18 protein-coding genes, 1 tRNA gene and 1 riboswitch are annotated in these 17,762 nt (G+C 74.1%); of the genes, 6 read left to right on the top strand and 13 right to left on the bottom strand.

All coding sequences use genetic code 11. From position 1 onward, the window contains the following. Positions 1-309: 309 nt before the first annotated feature. The 4 genes from ACWEQL_RS23685 to ACWEQL_RS23670 form a co-directional block, all read right to left on the bottom strand. Positions 310-1,875 carry a glycoside hydrolase family 18 protein gene (locus tag ACWEQL_RS23685; RefSeq protein ID WP_452152291.1) on the bottom strand — a complete coding sequence of 522 codons (1,566 nt, stop codon included), beginning with the start codon at positions 1,873-1,875 and terminating at the stop codon, positions 310-312. Between the two features lie 216 nt (positions 1,876-2,091). Beyond that, positions 2,092-2,325, bottom strand: a complete 234-nt coding sequence (locus ACWEQL_RS23680; protein WP_452152290.1) for a hypothetical protein — start codon at positions 2,323-2,325, stop codon at positions 2,092-2,094. A 10-nt stretch (positions 2,326-2,335) separates the two neighbouring features. Next, positions 2,336-3,757, bottom strand: a complete 1,422-nt coding sequence (locus ACWEQL_RS23675; protein WP_452152289.1) for a HAMP domain-containing sensor histidine kinase — start codon at positions 3,755-3,757, stop codon at positions 2,336-2,338. Beyond that, on the bottom strand, positions 3,754-4,479 hold the full coding sequence (locus ACWEQL_RS23670) for a response regulator transcription factor (RefSeq protein ID WP_452152288.1): 726 nt from the start codon (positions 4,477-4,479) through the stop codon (positions 3,754-3,756). Before ACWEQL_RS23670 ends, ACWEQL_RS23675 begins: the two co-directional genes overlap by 4 nt. Positions 4,480-4,657: 178 nt before the next feature. Between ACWEQL_RS23670 and ACWEQL_RS23665 the strand changes: the two genes are divergently transcribed. Continuing rightward, positions 4,658-5,200: a hypothetical protein gene (locus ACWEQL_RS23665; RefSeq protein ID WP_452152287.1), complete on the top strand. Its 543-nt coding sequence runs from the start codon at positions 4,658-4,660 to the stop codon at positions 5,198-5,200. Between the two features lie 19 nt (positions 5,201-5,219). On the opposite strand, the gene ACWEQL_RS23660 is transcribed toward ACWEQL_RS23665, so the two are convergent. Continuing rightward, entirely contained in the window at positions 5,220-5,747 is a 528-nt protein-coding gene (locus tag ACWEQL_RS23660) for a VOC family protein (RefSeq protein ID WP_452152286.1), read from the bottom strand. A gap of 272 nt (positions 5,748-6,019) precedes the next feature. Between ACWEQL_RS23660 and ACWEQL_RS23655 the strand changes: the two genes are divergently transcribed. Further along, complete coding sequence (locus tag ACWEQL_RS23655; RefSeq protein ID WP_452152285.1) at positions 6,020-6,559, top strand: Lrp/AsnC family transcriptional regulator; 540 nt, start codon at positions 6,020-6,022, stop codon at positions 6,557-6,559. Between the two features lie 109 nt (positions 6,560-6,668). Then, entirely contained in the window at positions 6,669-7,487 is an 819-nt protein-coding gene (locus tag ACWEQL_RS23650) for a helix-turn-helix domain-containing protein (protein WP_452152284.1), read from the top strand. Positions 7,488-7,568: 81 nt separating this feature from the next. Here the strand turns inward: ACWEQL_RS23650 and ACWEQL_RS23645 are convergent, their stop codons facing one another. The 5 genes from ACWEQL_RS23645 to ACWEQL_RS23625 form a co-directional block, all read right to left on the bottom strand. Then, on the bottom strand, positions 7,569-8,375 hold the full coding sequence (locus ACWEQL_RS23645; RefSeq protein ID WP_452152283.1) for a S16 family serine protease: 807 nt from the start codon (positions 8,373-8,375) through the stop codon (positions 7,569-7,571). Positions 8,376-8,433: 58 nt separating this feature from the next. Then, entirely contained in the window at positions 8,434-9,084 is a 651-nt protein-coding gene (locus ACWEQL_RS23640) for an IclR family transcriptional regulator (protein WP_452152282.1), read from the bottom strand. Between the two features lie 384 nt (positions 9,085-9,468). Beyond that, complete coding sequence (locus tag ACWEQL_RS23635) at positions 9,469-9,882, bottom strand: DUF2752 domain-containing protein (RefSeq protein WP_452152294.1); 414 nt, start codon at positions 9,880-9,882, stop codon at positions 9,469-9,471. A gap of 77 nt (positions 9,883-9,959) precedes the next feature. Further along, on the bottom strand, positions 9,960-10,196 hold the full coding sequence (locus ACWEQL_RS23630; RefSeq protein ID WP_452152281.1) for a TM2 domain-containing protein: 237 nt from the start codon (positions 10,194-10,196) through the stop codon (positions 9,960-9,962). Between the two features lie 275 nt (positions 10,197-10,471). After that, entirely contained in the window at positions 10,472-12,265 is a 1,794-nt protein-coding gene (locus ACWEQL_RS23625; RefSeq protein ID WP_452152293.1) for a DEAD/DEAH box helicase, read from the bottom strand. Positions 12,266-12,630: 365 nt separating this feature from the next. On the opposite strand from ACWEQL_RS23625, the gene ACWEQL_RS23620 reads away from it, so the two are divergent. Next, positions 12,631-13,071, top strand: coding sequence for an SsgA family sporulation/cell division regulator (locus ACWEQL_RS23620; RefSeq protein ID WP_452152280.1), 441 nt, complete (start codon positions 12,631-12,633; stop codon positions 13,069-13,071). A 30-nt stretch (positions 13,072-13,101) separates the two neighbouring features. On the opposite strand, the gene ACWEQL_RS23615 is transcribed toward ACWEQL_RS23620, so the two are convergent. Further along, positions 13,102-13,749 (bottom strand): class F sortase, encoded by a 648-nt coding sequence (locus ACWEQL_RS23615; protein WP_452152279.1) that lies wholly within the window; start codon positions 13,747-13,749, stop codon positions 13,102-13,104. Between the two features lie 308 nt (positions 13,750-14,057). Here ACWEQL_RS23615 and ACWEQL_RS23610 point away from each other — a divergent pair, with 308 nt between their 5' ends. After that, positions 14,058-15,326 carry a hypothetical protein gene (locus ACWEQL_RS23610; RefSeq protein WP_452152278.1) on the top strand — a complete coding sequence of 423 codons (1,269 nt, stop codon included), beginning with the start codon at positions 14,058-14,060 and terminating at the stop codon, positions 15,324-15,326. 36 nt (positions 15,327-15,362) lie between these two features. Here ACWEQL_RS23610 and ACWEQL_RS23605 read toward each other — a convergent pair whose 3' ends face one another. Further along, a complete protein-coding gene (locus ACWEQL_RS23605) occupies positions 15,363-16,808 on the bottom strand; it encodes an MFS transporter (RefSeq protein WP_452152277.1) in 1,446 nt (481 codons plus the stop codon). 133 nt (positions 16,809-16,941) lie between these two features. Further along, a complete protein-coding gene (locus ACWEQL_RS23600; protein ID WP_452152276.1) occupies positions 16,942-17,256 on the bottom strand; it encodes a DMT family transporter in 315 nt (104 codons plus the stop codon). 44 nt (positions 17,257-17,300) lie between these two features. Further along, positions 17,301-17,365, bottom strand: a riboswitch (guanidine-III (ykkC-III) riboswitch). Between the two features lie 235 nt (positions 17,366-17,600). Between ACWEQL_RS23600 and ACWEQL_RS23595 the strand changes: the two genes are divergently transcribed. Next, positions 17,601-17,672: transfer RNA gene (locus ACWEQL_RS23595), tRNA-Cys, on the top strand. Positions 17,673-17,762 lie beyond the last annotated feature (90 nt).

Below are 17,762 nucleotides of genomic sequence, written 5' to 3'. Positions count from 1 at the left end.
GCGCGCGCGGGTGCGCGCACGGCGGCGGACAGGCGGTCCGACAGCGGGGGCGGCGAGGGGACCGGTGCGGTCGGCACCGCGCTGCGCTCGTCTTGCACCGCTGTCACTGTTCGCTCCGTCCACCGCTCGACCGACCAGCGACGATACCCGATGCCCGGCGCCCCGGCCCGGGAGCGCTGCGAGAACGGGTGATCACCCACCGTGATGGCGGCGGGGGCGAAAACGCCCCGGCCGGCCGTGCTCCGTTGCGGGCGGAGCACGGACGGCCGGGGTTCCGGGGGGAGGAATCCGGATTCGGGGCCGGCCGGGTCAGCCGGTGTAGGCGCCGAGCGCCCGGGTGAAGTCCAGCGGCTGCTGGACGATGCTGCTGCAGGAGGCGTCGGCGTAGGCCTTGGCGCCGCCGTCGCACTGCTTGTCACGGGTGCCGGACCACATGGCCAGCCAGGCCAGGTGCTTGCTCTTCGCGAACTCGGCGAGCTGCTTGGCGTCCGCGACGGTGAAGATCTCGCTGGCGACGTCGTTGACGCCGATCATCGGGGTGACCGCGACCTTGCGCCAGGCGGCGGCGTCGTCCAGGCCGAGCACGCTCTTCACCTGGCCCTGGGTGGCGGTGGCCGCGGCGATCGCGTACTTGCCCATCTGGCCCTGCGGGTTCGGGGCGGCGCCGTCGCCGTAGTCCATCGCCATGATGTTCACCGCGCCGATCGAGACACCGTTCTTCTTGGCGTCGGCGACCAGGTTGACGCCCTCCTGGGTGAGGCCCGAGGGCAGCACCGGCAGGGTGAAGGAGACGTCCAGCGGGCGGCCCTTGGCGGCGGCGGTCTTCTGCAGCTGGGCGATGGCCTGGGCGCGGCGGGTGTTGGCGGCGGCGTTGCCGAGCGCGCCGCCCTCGACGTCGAAGTCGACCTTGGTGAGGCCGTACGCGTCGACGGTCTTCTGGTAGACGGCGGCCAGCTCGGTGGCCGAGGAGCAGGCGAGGGCGAGCTCGCTGCCGTTGGCGCCGCCGAAGGAGACCCGGACGTCGCCGCCGATCGCCCGCAGCGCGCCGATCTGGGCGGCCACCGCGTCGGTGGACAGGTCGCTGACGCCGCCCCACTTGGGGCTGCAGCCGCCGCCGGAGACCACGAAGGCGAGGGTGAAGTTCTTCACCCCGGTGGCGTTGGCGGTGTTGACCAGGTTGTACGGCGGGTAGAGCGAGGTGTCGACGTACGGGGCGAAGCCGGCGCCGGCCGGGACCGGCGGGGTCGTGGCGGTGGCGGTCGCGGTGGGCGTCGGGGCCGGGGTGGTCGGCTTGGTGGTGACGGTCGGCGAGGCGGTGACCGTGGGCGACGCGGTCGCGGTGGCCGTGGCGGTGGCCGTCGGGGTGGGGCCGGTGGTCGGGGTGCCGGTCGGGCGGCCCGAGGGGGTGGGCGGGGTGCCGTCGCCGCCCTTGCAGGAGACGTTGTTGATCAGGCAGTTGCCGGGCTCGGCCTGGGCCGCGCCGGTGCCCTGGGCGACGAAGCCGATCACCGCGCTCCTGCCGGGCTCCAGCCGCTTGTTCCAGGACTCGGGCTTCACGGTGACGTGCTGGCCCTGGGCGGTGAAGGTGGCGTTCCAGAGCGAGTCGATCTTGGCGCCGGCCGGCAGGTCGAAGCTGAGCGTCCAGTCCTCGATGGCCGAGCCGGCCGGGTTGGTGACCAGGTACTGGCCGGTGTAGCCGGCGTCCCAGGTGCTGGTGCGGCTGTAGACGGCGCCGAGCGAGGCGGCGCTGGCCGACGAGGCCAGGACGACGACTCCGCCGGCGACGAGCGCGGCGGCGACGGCCGAGGCCCCGATGACGGCTCCCTTGCGGCTGCGCCGGCGGTGGCCGGTACGGCGGTTGGTCTGGGTCGTCATGGGGGCGTACCTCCACGGGGGTGCCGGGGTCGGGGAGTGTGCGGGCGCCACGGGGGCGACCGACCCGGACGACGCTAGCGGCGCCGCCGGCCCGGAACCGGCCTGCTGAGCGAGGGGTACAACTCCCTTAGGGAGCTCTTAAGGAAGAGGTCCCGCGGCGGTCCGCCCGCCCCGGCCCACCGGACCGGCCCGCGCCCACCGGCCGGGCCCGGCCGGTCAGTCGGCGCGCGCGATCAGGAAGTACGCGGCGGCCCCCGGGTCCAGCACGGTGCCCGCCCGGGCGCCCAGCGCCGCGAGCCCGTCGGCGTCCAGCGGGAAGGCGCTGCCGATCAGGTCGGGGTGGTCACCGACCACGGCGGCGGCGTCGGCCACCGTGAAGTCCGCGGGCAGCGGGTGGTCGGCGAGGTGTGCGTCGCCGTCGCTCTCGTAGGCCTCGATGTACCAGGTCACTGCGGCGACCTCACTTCTGGAAGAGCGCGCCCCGGCTGCGCCGGCGGCTGGTGCGGCCGGCCGGGTCGTCCGGGCGGGTGCGGATGCGCAGCCGGATCTCGGCGCCGCCGAGGACGGCCGAGCGGCCGAGCGCGAGGTCGCCGCCGGTGGCCTCGGCGAGCTTGCGGACGATGTCCAGTCCGAGTCCGGTGGAGCCCTCGCCGCCGTGGCCCTGACCGCGCTTCAGGGCGGCCTGCGGGTCGGTGAATCCGGGCCCGGCGTCGCCGACCAGGACGATGACGGAGCTCTCGGTGGCGAGCACGTCCACCGAGAAGGCGGTGCCGACGGAGGTGTGCCGGAAGACGTTGCCGAGCAGGGCGTCGACCGTGGCGGCGAGGTCGCCGCGCTGGACGGGCACCGGGGTCGCCTGTTCGGCGCCGGCCAGCTGCCAGCGGCGGCCCTCGTCCTCGGCGAGCGCGGACCAGAAGCCGACCCGTTCGCGGATGACCTCGGCGGCGTCGCAGCCGACGGTGACGGCGGGCGCGTCCTCGGGGGCCCGGCGGGCCGAGCGGATGATCTGGTCGACCTCGCGCTCCAGCTGGGAGACCGCGTGCCGGGTGGCGTCGGCGGCGTCGCCGTCGCCCAGCGAGGCGGCGTTGAGCCGCAGCACGGTGAGCGGGGTGCGCAGCCGGTGGGACAGGTCGGCGGCCAGTTCCCGTTCGGCGGCGAGGAGTTGGACGACCCGGTCGGCCATGGTGTTGAACGCCCGGGAGGCTTCGCGCAGTTCCTCGGGGCTGCCGGTGTCGCTGCGTCCGCCGACCGGCACCCGGATGGCGAGGTTGCCGGCGCCGAGCGAACGGGCGGCGGCGGCCAGCCGGCGGGCCGAGGCGACGATCCGGGCGCCCATCCGGTCGGCGACCAGCACCGAGATGGCGACCAGGGCGAGCGCCACCAGCGACAGCACCAGCCAGGCGGTGGCCACGCCCCGGGTGAGGTCGCCGTCGTCGACGTACACCTCGACCACCGCGGTCCGGTTGGTGTCCACGGCGACCGGCTGGAGCAGGGCGAAGCCGCCGGGCACGGCCACGGTGAAGGAGCGGCCCTGGCCGGCGGCGGTGGCGATGTCGGCGGGCAGGGCGCGGACCTCGCCGATGGTCGGCCCGACGGTGGCGGGCCCCGCGCCGGACGGGACCGGCAGGTGGACGGCCATCCGGCTCTGCGCGCCGGCGTCGGTGCTGGCGACGGCGCGGGCCAGGGCGTCCTGGTCGGTGGTGATGGCCAGGGCCGGGCCGAGGGCGGCGGCCTGCCGTTCGGCGGCGGTGAAGGCGCGGTCCCGGGCGGTCTGCTGGACCATCAGGCCGAGCGGGATGAGGAAGGCCAGCGCGACCATGGTGGTCCCGGCCACGGCGGCCTTGATCAGCGCCCAGCGCAGTGAGTGGCTGAACCGCCTCATGTCCGGTGCTCCACCGGCGCGGTTCCCGGTCCGGCGTCCTGCCCGGTGGCCTCCAGGCGGACCCCGACGCCGCGCACGGTGTGCAGGTAGCGGGGGTTGGAGGCGGTCTCGCCGAGCTTGCGGCGCAGCCAGGAGAGGTGGACGTCGATGGTCTGGTCGCCGCCGTAGGTCTGGCGCCACACCTCGGCGAGGATCTCCTTGCGCGGGACGACGACGCCGGGCCGCGCCGCGAGGAAGGCCAGCAGGTCGAACTCGCGGCGGGTGAGGTCGAGCCGGCGCCCGTCCAGGACGGCCTCGCGGCGCTGGAGGTCGATGGCGAGGCCGCCGACCCTCAGCACCTGGGCGACCGGGGCGGCCCCGCCGCCGAGCCGGCGCAGCACGGCGGCCATCCGGGCGCTGAGGTGCTCCCCGGAGAAAGGTTTCACCAGGTAGTCGTCGGCGCCGTCGTTGAGCAGCCGGACGATCTCGGCCTCGTCGTCGCGGGCGGTGGAGATGATGACCGGCACGTTGGTGAGGCCGCGGATCATCTTCAGCGCCTCGCTGCCGTCCAGGTCGGGCAGGCCGAGGTCGAGGATCACGAGGTCGCAGCCCACCTGGGCGACCTCCCGCAGCGCCTCAAGTGCCGTACCCACACTGCGGACCGCGTGACCGGAGTCGGCCAGGTGCCGGATGAGGGCGGATCGTACGAAGGGGTCGTCCTCGACCACGAGCACTGTTGCCATGGGGCTGCACGGTACGCCATAGCGGCGGGGTGGTCTGTACCTCGGGGTGGGTGCGCGGCGGCCCGCCGGGGGGCTTGCGACCGGTTCGCTCCGACCCCTGGTGGTTTGTGCAACTTCCCTGCCGAAGTGCAGGGGTGCCCACCTGCCGCGCGGCGGGATGCGGCAGGATGTGCGCACGATGCGGAACGGACTGGTACAGCTCGGCGCCTGGGCGGCGGCCACCGGGGCGGCGGTGGCGCTGTCCTGGTTCGGTGTGCACACGGTGCTGACCGGGGACGCGTTCGAGCAGCCCTCGGCGCTGCCGTTGCCGTCCCCCGCCGCCGCCACCAATCCGGCCCCGGCGCCGGTGCCCTCCGGGGCTCCCGCGCAGTCCGCCCCGCAGTCGGAGAGCCCGGTCGCGGCCATGGCCTCCACCTCGGCCCGGCCGAGCTCCGCCCCGCCGGCCACCCAGGCCCCGCCCACCTCCCGCCGGCCCGCGCCGGCCACCACCCCGACCACCTCGGTGCGCAGCTATCTGGTGCCGGGCGGCAAGGTGGCCCTGGACATCCGCGCGGACCGGGCCTCGCTGGTCTCGGCGACGCCGGACCCGGGCTGGCAGATGCAGGTCTGGAACGGCGACCAGTGGATGCGCATCGACTTCTCCAAGGGCGGTACCACCGCCAACTCCGTCTTCGTGACCTGGAACGGCCACCCGCCCGACGTCCAGACCGTGGTCCGCTAGCGCCCGTCCGGAACCCCCGTCACCACCGCTCGAAGGGCAGGTAGCCGGGCAGGTAGGGCCCGCTGTAGCGGGAGCGGTCGACCAGGGTGTGACGGGTCCCGCCGGGCACGCCGATCGCGGCGAGCACCACCGTCCCGTACCGGTCGTGGCACTCGTACGGCTCGTCGAGCGAGCTGGCGCCCCGGTCGACGGCGTAGTCGTAGGCGTAGTAGACGTCCGGGACGCCCACCGCCAGGTCGGTGATCCCGTCGCCGTGCCGGGCGAGGTGCGCGGCCAGCTCCCGGCCGCGCGGCCCGACCACCTGCACCAGCGAGGTGAGCACGAAGCGGGTGCCGGGCGCCTGGAGCACGTACGAGACGGTCTCCGGCTCGCCGGTCTCGGGCCCGGCGTAGGCGGTACAGCGCAGTCCGAGGGCGCTGGCGTAGCGGCGGGCGGCCCGCCGGGCGTCCCCGACCGCGAAGACCACCGCGTCGGCGCGTCCCATCGGAACGAGCTCCAGCTCGTCCGGTTCGCGGAACAGGACGGGTTCGGTAGCGAGGTCGGTCATGACGGCCCTCCCGGTAGGCGTACGAGACCTGGTGTGCCCGTGGTCGCTGTGGGGACGCGGCCCACGGGGTCGTGGCTGGAGGGTGGCGCCGGGGGAACCGCCGCGCAACTGTTCCGTTTCATCCTGGTCAAGGTGTGCGCCGGGGCGGGAGAATCGGGGCCGGGGCTGTACAGAATGCCCACCGGGACGGGACCTCACCGGGCCGTACCCGAGGGTCCGGCCGAGCCCGGACCGATCCGAACGAACCCCCCCACCGGAGGACGGTGCCCGCGATGCCATCCGCCAACTCCCCTGCCGCTCCCGGCTCTTCCGGCCCCGCCGGCCCCGCGGCGGGCGGCGGCAACGACGCGATCGACACCCTGGACGGCCGGCTGATCCGGCTGCTGGCCGAGGAGCCCCGGATCGGCGTGCTGGAGTGTTCGCGCCGCCTCCAGGTCGCCCGCGGCACGGTGCAGGCCCGGCTGGACCGCCTCCAGGCGCGGGGCGTGATCGGCGGCTTCGGCCCGGAGGTCGACCCGGCGGCGCTGGGCTACCCGGTGACGGCCTTCGCCACGCTGGAGATCTCCCAGGGGCAGGGGGCGGACGTGCGGGCGCACCTGGTGGCGGTGCCCGAGGTGCTGGAGCTGCACACCATCACCGGGCACGGGGACATGATGGTGCGGATCGTGGCCCGCTCCAACGCCGATCTGCAGCGGGTGATCGACCGGGTGGTCGGCTTCGACGGGATCGTCCGCTCCTCGACGGCGATTGCCCTGGAGAACCCGGTGCCGTACCGGATCCTGCCGCTGGTCGACCAGGCCGCCGCCGAGTAACGGGCGGGCCCCGTAAGGCCGCTGGAGCGGCGGCGCGACCGACAGCGGGTCCGGGCCGCCGCCGGTCGCGCATATGCCGGAGGCCTGGTGCGGGACGAAGATCCCCTCCATGAACGTCCTCTCGACTCCCCGTCCCCCCATACGCCCCAAGCCACCGGCCGGCAACGACTCCGCCGCGCCCACCCTGATCACCTCCGCCCAGCGCACGATGCGCCTGCTGGAGGCCGCCGCCCGCTACCCGAGGGGCGCCACCGCCAAGCAGCTCGCCCGGGACACCGGCCTCGCCCTGGGCACCACGTACCACCTGCTGCGCACCCTGGTGCACGACCGCTACCTGGAGCGCCACGACGGCCACTACCTCACCGGTCCGGCCGTCGCCGGCCTCGTCGGGCTCACCCGGGAGGAGAGCCCGACGGCCGGCCGCGGCCGGCTCGACCGGATGCTCGCGCTGCTGGCGGGCGAGCTGTCGGCGGCCGTCTACTTCACCTGGTACCGCCAGGGCGAGGTGGAGCTGGTCGGCGCGGTCGCCGCCCCGGGCGCCCCGCTGATCGACCGCCGCCGGTTCCGGACCGCCGCGCACGCGCACGCGGCCGGCAAGACCCTGCTCGCCCTGATGTCCGCCGACGAACGCCGGTCCCACCTGGCCCGCTACCCCATGGTGGCGCTCACCCCGTACACCCTGCGGGAGCCCGAACACCTGCCGCTGCTCCCCCGCCGCCCGGCACCGCACCGCGCCGACCCGATCACCCAGTTCCAGGAGTACGCGCTGGGCACCGCCGGCGCCGCGGTGCCGGTGGTGGCCGGCGACGGCATCGGGGCGGTCGCGCTGTCCCTGCCGATGGCGCAGGCACACCGCTTAGCCGGGACCGCCGCGCGGCTGCGGGACCGACTCGGTGAGGACTTCGTGCGGATCGCCTTCGGGATGTAGGGACCGGCCCGTCGCTCCCGACTGCCGCCGCAGCCGGGAGCCCCGGCCGGGCACCGGTCGGCGCGGACCCGCAGGAGAAGGTCAGCAGGAGGGGACGGCGCCGCCGCTCTTCAGCGCGTCCAGCGCGGCGACCGACTCGGCCAGCGTGCCCACCGGGATCAGCCGCAGGCCCTCCGGCAGGTTCACCTTGGCGTCCGCGCACTCCCCCTTGGGCACCAGGAACACCGTGGCACCGTCCCGGGCGGCCGCCTGGGTCTTCAGCGGCACGCCGCCGACCGGGCCGATCACGCCGTGGTCGTCGATGGTGCCGGTGCCGGCGATCTTCTGCCCGCCGGTGAGGTCGCCGCCCTTGCGGTCCCCGGCCAGCTTGTCGACGATGCCCAGCGCCAGCATGTGACCGGCGCTGGGGCCCCCGATGTCGCCCAGGTCGATCTTCACCTTCACCTGGGCCGGCGACAGCTGCAGGAAGTCGAGCGCGGCCGTGGTGGCGCTGTCCTGCGACTGCGTCATCTGCTGGGCGGTGACCTGCTCGGCCTTGACCGGATCGGTCTGCGGGTAGACGGACTCGGTCGGGCGGATCGCCTCGTCCGGGTCCACCCAGGCCTGCAGCGCCCGCCAGAATTCGGTCTTCTCCCCCGGGTTGGTCGCCGAGATGGTGACCATCCGCAGCTCGCCCTCGGTGGTGCGGACCGGCGCGCCGGTGATGGTGATCACCGGCCGGTCCTGGTAGCTGCCGAGGGTGTCCGCCGTCACACCGGGCCAGGTCAGCGTGTACGGCAGCGGGACGAAGGCCGTCACGGCGGCCAGCGCGGCGACCGTGACACCGCACAGCGCCAGCGCGCGGGTCCGGGGGGCGGTCAGGGCCGGGGGCAGTTTGGGCTCGGGCACAGAGGCATCCAAACACACCCCGGGGCCGCCGTGGCCCCGAAGGCGTGCCGGACGGGCCCTACCGCAGGGCGTCGGCGACCTCGGTCGCCGCCTCCACCACCCGGGGCCCGACCCGCTCGGGGACCAGCCCGTTGAGCATCACCACGCCGACGCTGCCCTCGATGCCGCTCAGCCCGAGCAGCGCGGCGGCCGCGCCGCAGGCCCCCGACTGCTCCTCCGCGCGGGTGATGACGAAGCCCTGCTCCGGACGGCGCTGGCTGGGGAAGGACCGAGCCTCCAGGATCGCCCGGCCGGCCGCGCTCTCCGACAGCGGGTGCCGCAGGCCGGTCCGGTACGCGACGTGGAAGTCGGTCCAGCTGGGTTCGACCACGGCCACGGCCAGCGCCTCGCTGCCGTCGACCAGGGTGAGGTGGGCGGTGGCGCCGAGGTCCTCGGCCAGGCTGCGCAGCGCCGGCAGCGCGGCCTCGCGCAGCAGCGGGTGCACCCGGTGGGCCAGCCGCAGCACGCCCAGGCCCACCCGGGCCCGGCCGCCGATGTCGCGGCGGACCAGCCCGTGCTGTTCCAGGGTGGCCAGCAGCCGGTAGACGACGGTCCGGTTGACGGCGAGCCTGGCGGCGAGCTCGGTCACGGTGAGCCCGCGCTCGGAGTCGGCGAGCAGCTTGAGGACCCGGACGCCACGGTCCAGGGTCTGGGAGGTCTCTGCAGTCACGACGCGCAGTTCCTTTCCGCGGTGGTCGCCGGAACGGGGCGCCGTTCCGGGACGGGGGTGTCGCGCGCAGGGTGGGTGGCCGCGCTGGGGCCCGCGGTGTGTCGTCCTTGACGTCCTGAGGGTCCTGCGGTGCCTCTCGCGGGGTTACCGGTCGAGAGAGCGTGTGGGAAAGGTAGTGAAGGAAATGTCGCGACGGAAGTGCTTGTCCAAAATTCGGTCAAGATCAATAAATTCGGGCGGGGCGAATTCGGGCAAACAGTGCCAATTCTCCACCGCCGGGCATACAGGGATTCGAGCGTGGTCCGGACTTCGGACACAAGGGGCGCAGTGGGGCAAGCGCCCCGGCACGGCGGGGCGGGCGCTCGACACGGCGGGGCGGGCACCTCAGAGCAGGTTGCGCAGCACCGTCCAGGCCGCGGCGGTGCCGAGCACCGCGATCTTCCCGCCCCGCCCCAGGGTCGGACGCCACCGGCGGCCGGCCAGTCCGTGCCGCAGCCAGGTGAGGTACAGCAGCGCCACCAGCGGCAGCGCGAGCAGCAGCACGGCGTTGTCCCGCCAGGCCGCCGCGAGGTCGCCGTGCAGCAGGTCGTACGCCATCCGGGTGCCGCCGCAGCCCGGGCACTCCAGGCCGGTCACCCGGCGCCAGACGCAGAACGGCAGCAGCTGTCCGGGCAGGTGCGGGTCGCGCGACCACAGGTACGCCGACCCGGCGAGGCCCGCGGCCAGCAGGCCGAGCGGCGGGGACGCGGCCCGCAGCCGTTCCGAACGCCGCGGCGCCCGCGGCGGCGGCCCGGACACGGCGAAGCCGCCCCGGTCGGGACCGGGGCGGCGGCGCGGTGCGCTGTCGGGGCGCAAGGGTCGATCGCTGCGCGGGGTCAGTTGCTGCGGAGCAGACGGCCCTGGGCGTCGGTGCGGTCGTTGCTGGTGAGGAACAGGATGCCGTCGATCAGCGACCAGAAGCCCAGGCCACCGCAGGTCAGCAGCTGGGCGATGCCGATGCCGATGTGGCCGGTGTAGAAACGGCCGACGCCCAGGGTGCCGAGCAGGATCTGCAGGATGCCGGCGACGACCTTCGACTTGTCGGACAGCTCGGGCTGGGTGGGGTACGACACGTTCGGTGTGCTCCTTGAAGCGACGGTCCGCGGCCGGGGTGTGGTCCCGTCCTCGGAGTTGGTGAGGTGCGCCGGTCCGGCGGGGCCGGGGGACTGTGGCCGCCACCCTTCGAGGGGGGGCATGCCAAAACTGACGGCCCGGGACGGCGCGGCCCGAGGAACATTAGCGGATCGTCATACCGACTGTCTCCACAGATTCTTTTCGTATACCTGAATGTCACATGACCTTGTCATGACGGCGATGAGCACGACCGTTTCGCCCGGGTGACGACCGGTTACTTCGCCCATTCCCGGATTCGGGCGATTCGCGCCTTCAGCTGATTCGCCGTCGCCTGCGCGGTCAGCGGCCCGCCGCACTGGCGGCGCAGCTCGTTGTGGACGGTGCCGTGCGGCTGGCTGGTGCGGTGGTGCCAGGCGGCCACCAGCGCGTTCAGCTCCTTGCGCAGCTCCCGCAGCTCCTGATGGGTCACCACCGGCCTCTGCTCGGCGGGCAGTTCGAGCAGGTCGGCCTCCTCGGCCGGCCTGCCCTTGCTGCGCTGGATCTGCCGGTGCTGGCGCTTCTGCAGCAGCATCTGCACCTGGTCCGGTTCCAGCAGGCCCGGGATGCCGAGGTAGTCCTCCTCCTCCTCGCTGCCCGGGTGCGCCTGCATGCCGAACTCCATGGCGTTGTACAGCACCCGGTCGAAGACCGCGTCCGAGCCCAGCGCCTCGTAGGAGAACTCCTCGCCGCCGGCGCCGTCCGGGCCGTCGTTGGCGCGCTCGGCCTCGGCGAGCAGCCGGTCCTCCTCGTCGAAGAGGCCCTCGCCCTCCTTCTTCGGCCGGTCCAGCACGTGGTCGCGCTGGACCTCCATCTCGTTGGCGAAGCCGAGCAGCATCGGGATGGTCGGCAGGAAGACCGAGGCGGTCTCGCCGCGCTTGCGGGCGCGCACGAAGCGCCCGACGGCCTGGGCGAAGAACAGCGGGGTGGAGATCGAGGTCGCGTACACCCCGACGCACAGCCGGGGCACGTCGACGCCCTCGGACACCATGCGGACGGCGACCATCCAGCGCGAGGTGCCGGCCGCGTAGTCGGAGATCCGCTTGGACGCCTCGGTCTCGTCGGAGAGGACCAGGGTGACCTTCTCGCCGGTGATCTCGCGCAGCATCTTGGCGTAGGAGCGGGCCACGGTCTGGTCGGTGGCGATCACCAGTCCGCCGGCGTCCGGGATCGCCTTGCGCACCTCGCTCAGCCGGCGGTCGGCGGCCTGGAGCACCGCCGGGATCCACTCGCCCTGCGGGGAGAGCGCGGTCCGCCAGGCCTGGGCGATCAGGTCCTTGGTCATCGGCTCGCCCAGCCGCGCCTCCAGCTCGTCGCCGGACTTGGTGCGCCAGCGCATGTTCCCGCTGTACGAGAGGAAGATCACCGGGCGCACGACGTGGTCGGCCAGCGCGTGCCCGTAGCCGTACGTGTAGTCGGCGACCGACTTGCGGATGCCGTCGCTCCCCGCCTCGTACTGGACGAAGGGGATCGGGTTGGTGTCCGAGCGGAACGGCGTACCGGTCAGCGCCAGCCGGCGGGCGGCCGGCTCGAAGGCCTCGAAGCAGGCCTCGCCCCAGGACTTGGAGTCACCGGCGTGGTGGATCTCGTCCATGATGACCAGCGTCTTGCGGGCCTCGGTCCGGTTGCGGTGCAGCATCGGGTTCACGCCGACGCCCGCGTAGGTGACCACGATGCCGTGGTACTCCCGGGAGAGCGGCCCGGAGGAGTACGCCGGGTCCAGCTTGATGCCTATCCGCGCGGCGGCCTCGGCCCACTGCTTCTTCAGGTGCTCGGTGGGCGCGACGACGGTCACCTGCTGCACCAGGTGGTTGTGCAGCAGGTACGAGGCGAGGGTGAGCGCGAAGGTCGTCTTGCCGGCGCCGGGGGTCGCGACCGCGAGGAAGTCGCGCGGCTGGTTCTCGATGTACTTGTCCAGGGCGCCCTGCTGCCAGGCGCGCAGCTTGCCGGCGGTGCCCCAGGGGGCACGGCCGGGGAAGGCCGGCGAGAGGTGGTGCGAGGCGGCCGGTGAGGCATGGCCGACGGTCCGCACGGTTGCGTGCGTCTGCGGCGCGTCGGAGAAGAGCGGCAACGAGGAGGCGGCGGCAGTACTCACGGTCTCCGAAGGGGATCGTCGCAGGTCAGAGGCCACATGGCGACTCCGTCCCGCGGTCGGGCGGCGATCGGGCAACCGGTCCAGCGTACCGGGCCGGGGCCGGGGCGGCCGCCAGGGCGGGCCTGCGCGCGGCCCCGCGCGGCCGAAAACGAATGTGATGTGGATCACCCGGATCGGTGCGCGGAACCGGGTAATCCGGGCCGCCCCCGGGACTCTCACCGGGGTGAGGCCGACACACCCTCACCGGCCGTCACACCGGCCACACGCCCCGGCCTCGCGCCACCGCAGAAGGGAACCCCGCCGTGCGCACCGCCCCCGTCGAACAGACCGTCCACGCCCGTCTGGTCATCGGCACCCACCGCTCCGTCCGCCTCCGCGCCACCCTGGTCTACCGCCCCGAGGACCCGCTGGCCGTCCGGATGCTCTTCCCCGCCGAGTACGCGCTGGACGGGAGCGACGCCCCGGAGCCCGCGGACGCCTCCGGGGCCATCGAGTGGGTCTTCGGCCGGCAGCTGCTCGCGGCCGGACTCGAGGTGCCCGCCGGGGTCGGCGACGTGCGGATCCGGCCCGCCGGCGGCCGGCGCACCACGGTCGAGCTGCACGCCCCCGAGGGCACCGCCCTGCTCCGGTTCGACACCGCCGACCTGCGGCGGTTCCTGTGGCACAGCCGCGTCGCCGTCCCCGACGGCGAGGAGCACCTGCACCTGGACGCCGACCGCGCCCTCGCCGAGCTGCTCGGCTGAGCCGCACCCGGCCGGGCCGAGGGGCCCCGCTCAGGCCGCCTGCTTCCCCGCCCGTACGGTCTGCGCCAGGAAGCCGTACGCGACCACGTTGCCCGTGTACCCCCGCTCCTCGCTGTACGCGCCGCCGCAGGTGATCACCCGCAGCTGGGCGTCGCCCGCCTGCCCGTACACCCGCTCGTCGGGGAAGTCCTTCCGGTCGTGCACCTCGATCGCGTACAGCTGGTAGACGGCCGTCATGCCGTCCTCGCGGAGGATCTCGACCCGCTCCCCGCGGTGCAGCGCGCCCAGGGCGTAGAAGACCGCGGGCCCGCTGGCCAGGTCGACGTGGCCGGCGATGATCGCGGTGCCGCGCTCCCCGGGGGCGGCGCCGTCGCGGTACCAGCCGGCCAGGTTGCGCTCGGTGTCCGGGGGCGCCTCCAGCCGTCCGGAGGCGTCCAGGCCGAGGCCGGTGACCGGCGCGTCCAGCCGTAGCGCCGGGATCCTGATCCGGGTCGGGCCGGAGCGCCCGAGCGGCGGTACGACCGAGACCGGGGCGAAGCCGCTGAGCGCCTGCCCCGCCCCGGGCGCGGGCGGCAGCACCGGCTGCCCGCCGCCGTGCACCAGCCAGGCGCCGAGGACCAGGGCGGCGGCCGCCGCCAGGGTGCCCGGCCAGGGGCTCCCGCTGCGCTGGGCACCCACCGGCGCCTCCCCTCCACTGCTCGTGCCCGCCGCCGTCCGCCGCCGGGATCCGCTCCGAAGCGCGCCGTCCGCCGGGCCCGCCTACCCGAGCCTGCGTCAGGATCCGCCGCCCGGCGCCGGGCGGGCGCCCCCGGCTGCACCGAACGGGCGATCAGTTGAGCCCGTTCGTGGTGGATCACCGGGCGGCCTCTCCCCCGGTGCCATGCTGACCACGTTCACAGGCGTATCACCCCATTTGTCCGACCGGTCAGCACCGTCGGACGGCTCCGCCCCGAGAACCCCCTCCCCCCTCCACGAACGGAGTGACCATGGACGCGCTCTCCCGCCGGACCCTGCTCGCCGCCGGCGCCGCCACCGCCGCCACCCTCGCGGCGGGCTGCGCCGGGGGCGCCGGGCGGTCGGACGGCCCCGACCCGGCGCCCGAGGGGGAGTCGACGCACACCACCGGCGTTCCCAGGCCGCCGGCCACCCTGATCGGCGACGGCTCCACCTCGGACACCGGCCCCCAGCCGCACCAGCCGACGCCGGAGCCGCTGAAGCTCGGCGAGCGCCCGCCGCAGTTCGTGGTGTTCTCCTGGGACGGCGCCGGCGAGCTGGACAACGGGCTGTTCGGCCGGTTCCGCAAGCTGGCCAGGACGCACAACGCCTCGATGACCTTCTTCCTGAGCGGCCTCTACCTGCTGCCGGAGTCCCGCAAGGACCTCTACCGCCCGCCGCAGCACAAGACGGGCGCCTCCGACATCGGCTACCTGACCGACCAGCACATCCACGACACCCTGGAGAACCTGCACGCGGCCTGGATGGAGGGCCACGAGATCGGCACCCACTTCAACGGCCACTTCTGCGGCGCCAACGGCGTCGGCCGCTGGTCGCCCGACGAGTGGGACAGCGAGATCCAGCAGGCCATGGACTTCGTGATGAACTGGCGCACCAACACCGGCTTCACCGACCTGCCCGCGCTGCCCTTCGACTACCGCAAGGAGCTGATCGGCAGCCGCACCCCCTGCCTGGAGGGCCAGCGCGCCCTGCTGCCGACCGCCGTCAAGCGCGGCTGGCGCTACGACAGCAGCGGCAACGGCACCCAGGTGTGGCCGCAGAGGATCCAGGGCGGGGCGCTGTGGGACCTGCCGCTGCAGTCCATCCCCTTCCCCGGGCACAGCTTCCAGGTGCTGTCGATGGACTACAACATCATGTTCAACCAGTCCGGCAGCAACACCCGGGCCGACCCGGCGCTGCACGCCTCGTACCAGACCCAGGCCCGCGACGCCTACCTGATGGGCTTCGACCGCGCCTACACCACCAACCGGGCGCCGTACATCATCGGCAACCACTTCGAGCAGTGGAACGGCGGCATCTACATGAACGCCGTGGAGGACGTGATCAAGGCCATCGCCGGACGGCCGGAGGTCCGGCTGGTCTCCTTCCGGCAGCTGGTGGACTGGCTGGACGTGCAGGACCCGGCGGTGCTGCGCAAGCTCCAGGGCCTCGCCCCCGGCCAGGCGCCCGCCGGCGGCTGGGAGGGCTTCCTCGGCTCCCCCGCCGCTCCGCCGGCCCCCTCCGCGACCACGGCCGCCTGACCGGGCCCGCCCGGCCTGTCCATCCGGCCCGTCGGCCTACCGCCGGCGGACCCGGCCGGAGAGCGCGGCGCCCACCAGGGCCACCCCGGTCATCGCCAGGAAGATCACCGCGAACGCCCAGGCCGAACCGGTGCCCGCGACCCCCTCGGCGCCCCCGTGGGCGGCGGCCAGCGAGCCGCCGCCCACCTTCGCGAACAGCACCTGTGCCAGGCCCACCAGCAGCACGTTGCCGAGCGCGTCGCTCATCTGCAGCGAGGCCGAATTGGCCCCGGCGTCCTCGGGCGCCGACAGCTTCATCATCAGCACGCTCACACTGGCCACCGTCAGCCCCATCCCGAGGCCGCCGACGCCCCAGGCCACCGCCGTCGCCCAGACCGGCACCGACGGCACCAGCACCAGCGCCGCCCCCGCGATCGCCACCGCCGTCAGCACGAACCCGAAGCGGATCATCGCCTCCCGGTAGCGCTCAGCTCCCGGCCGGCCCTGCAACCAGGACCCCAGTGCCCAGGAGAGCCCGCCACTGGTCAGGGTCAGCCCGGCGAGCGTCGGCGACAGACCGCGCTGGGTCACCATCATCAGCGGGATGAACGCCTCCGCCGCGAAGAACGCCCCCGTGGCGACCCCGCGCAGCAGGATCACTGTCGGCAGACCGCGCGCGGCCCGCACCGTCCCGGCCGGCAGCAGCCCCAGCACGGCCGGCACCAGCAGCGCCGCCCCCGCCGCCGCGGGCAGCAGCGCGAGCAGGTCCAGCCGCTGGCCCGCGTACTGCAGCAGGCCCGCGCCGAGCGCGGCCATCGCCGCCAGCAGGGTGCGACGCCGGTCGAGCTCCGGGACCCTGGTCACCGGCCGCTCGCGCTCGGAGCGGCGCAGCGCCGGGCCCATCACCAGCAGCGGCAGCACGACCAGCGCCGGGACGGCGAGGAACACCCAGCGCCAGCCCAGGTGGTCGGTGACCGCGCCGGCGACCACCGGGCCGATGATCGAGGGCAGCACCCAGGCCGAGGAGAAGGCCGCGAACACCGACGGCCGCAGCCGTTCCGGATAGGCCCGGCCGACCACCACGTACAGCGCGACGATCACCAGCCCGCCGCCCAGGCCCTGGACCGCCCGGCCCGCCACGAACGTCCACATCCCGCCGGCGGCCCCCGCCACCACCAGGCCCGCGCCGAACACGGCTATCCCGGTGAACAGCGGTTCCATCGGCCCGCGCCGGTCGCACCACTGGCCGGAGACGACCAGCGCGAACAGCGTGGTGGTGAAGTAGCCGGAGAACGCGAAGGCGTACAGCCCGAGGCCGTCCAGCTGCCGGGCGGCCACCGGCATCGCGGTGTTGACGGCGGTCGCCTCGAAGGCCAGCAGCAGCACCACGGAGACGATGCCCAGCGTCAGCGCGCGGTAGGGCCCGCCGAGCACCCCGCCACCGGGGTCGGTGTCGGGGCGTGGGACGGCAGGGTCGACCGAGGTGGGGGAGGCTGTGGTCATACCGAACATCGTAAGGTGCGTCTGCACCGTTGGCCCCTGACTTTGGGCCCGTCCCCGACTCCGCCGCCGGACCTAGGACCCGGGCCGGGCCGGGTCCCGTGGCTCGGTGCGGCGCCTCTCAGTGCGGCGCCTCTCAGTGCAGCGCCTTGAGCCCCACCACGCCGGAGACGATCAGCAGCAGGCAGCCGATCCGGGCCGCCGTCGCCGGGTCGCCCAGCACCGCCATGCCGTACAGGGCGGTGCCGACCGCGCCGATGCCGACCCAGACCGCGTAGCCGGTGCCGATCGGGATGGAGCGCATCGCGAACGCGAGGCCGCCCATGCTCAGCAGGAGGGCGACGGCGAAGACGGCGCTCGGGACGAGCCGGGTGAAACCCTTGGACGACTCCAGGGCGACCGCCCACACGGTCTCCAGGACGCCGGAGACGATCAGAACGAGCCAGGCCATGACGACAGGACCTCCGCAGTCACCAGCGGCCGGGTTGCCGCTGGACTGCGCCGTCTTGTCCTGACCGGGTACGACGCGCTCGTCCGGGGCGGCCGGAAACGGCCACCTGTCCCCGACGGTAGCACGATTCGCCATACGGAATTTACAAACGGATATTGACGGGCGTCCGCGCATTCCGCCAGAATGAATTCACCAACACGGCGGACGACGACAAGGAGTCGGAGATGGACAGGAAGACGGTGGCCCTCCCCGCGCCCCGCACCTGCGCCCCCGCTCCCCGGTGTTGTCGCCCCTGTCACCCCTGTTGCGGCTGACCCTCCCCGGTCCCCACCGCACCACCCCACGGCCGTGTGCCCGAGTGGCTCAGGGAACCGCCTGCAAAGCGGTTTACGCGGGTTCGATTCCCGCCATGGCCTCCCCGCAACGAATCGCCGGTCGACGGAAATCCGTCGCCCGGCAATTCGTCATGCATTTCCAAGAATTCTGCGGAAGAAATATCGGAACAC

The organism is Kitasatospora sp. NPDC004240, assembly GCF_053603215.1.
The sequence above is the reverse complement of the archived record's forward strand: the minus strand, read 5'-3'. Positions and strand labels throughout refer to the sequence as shown.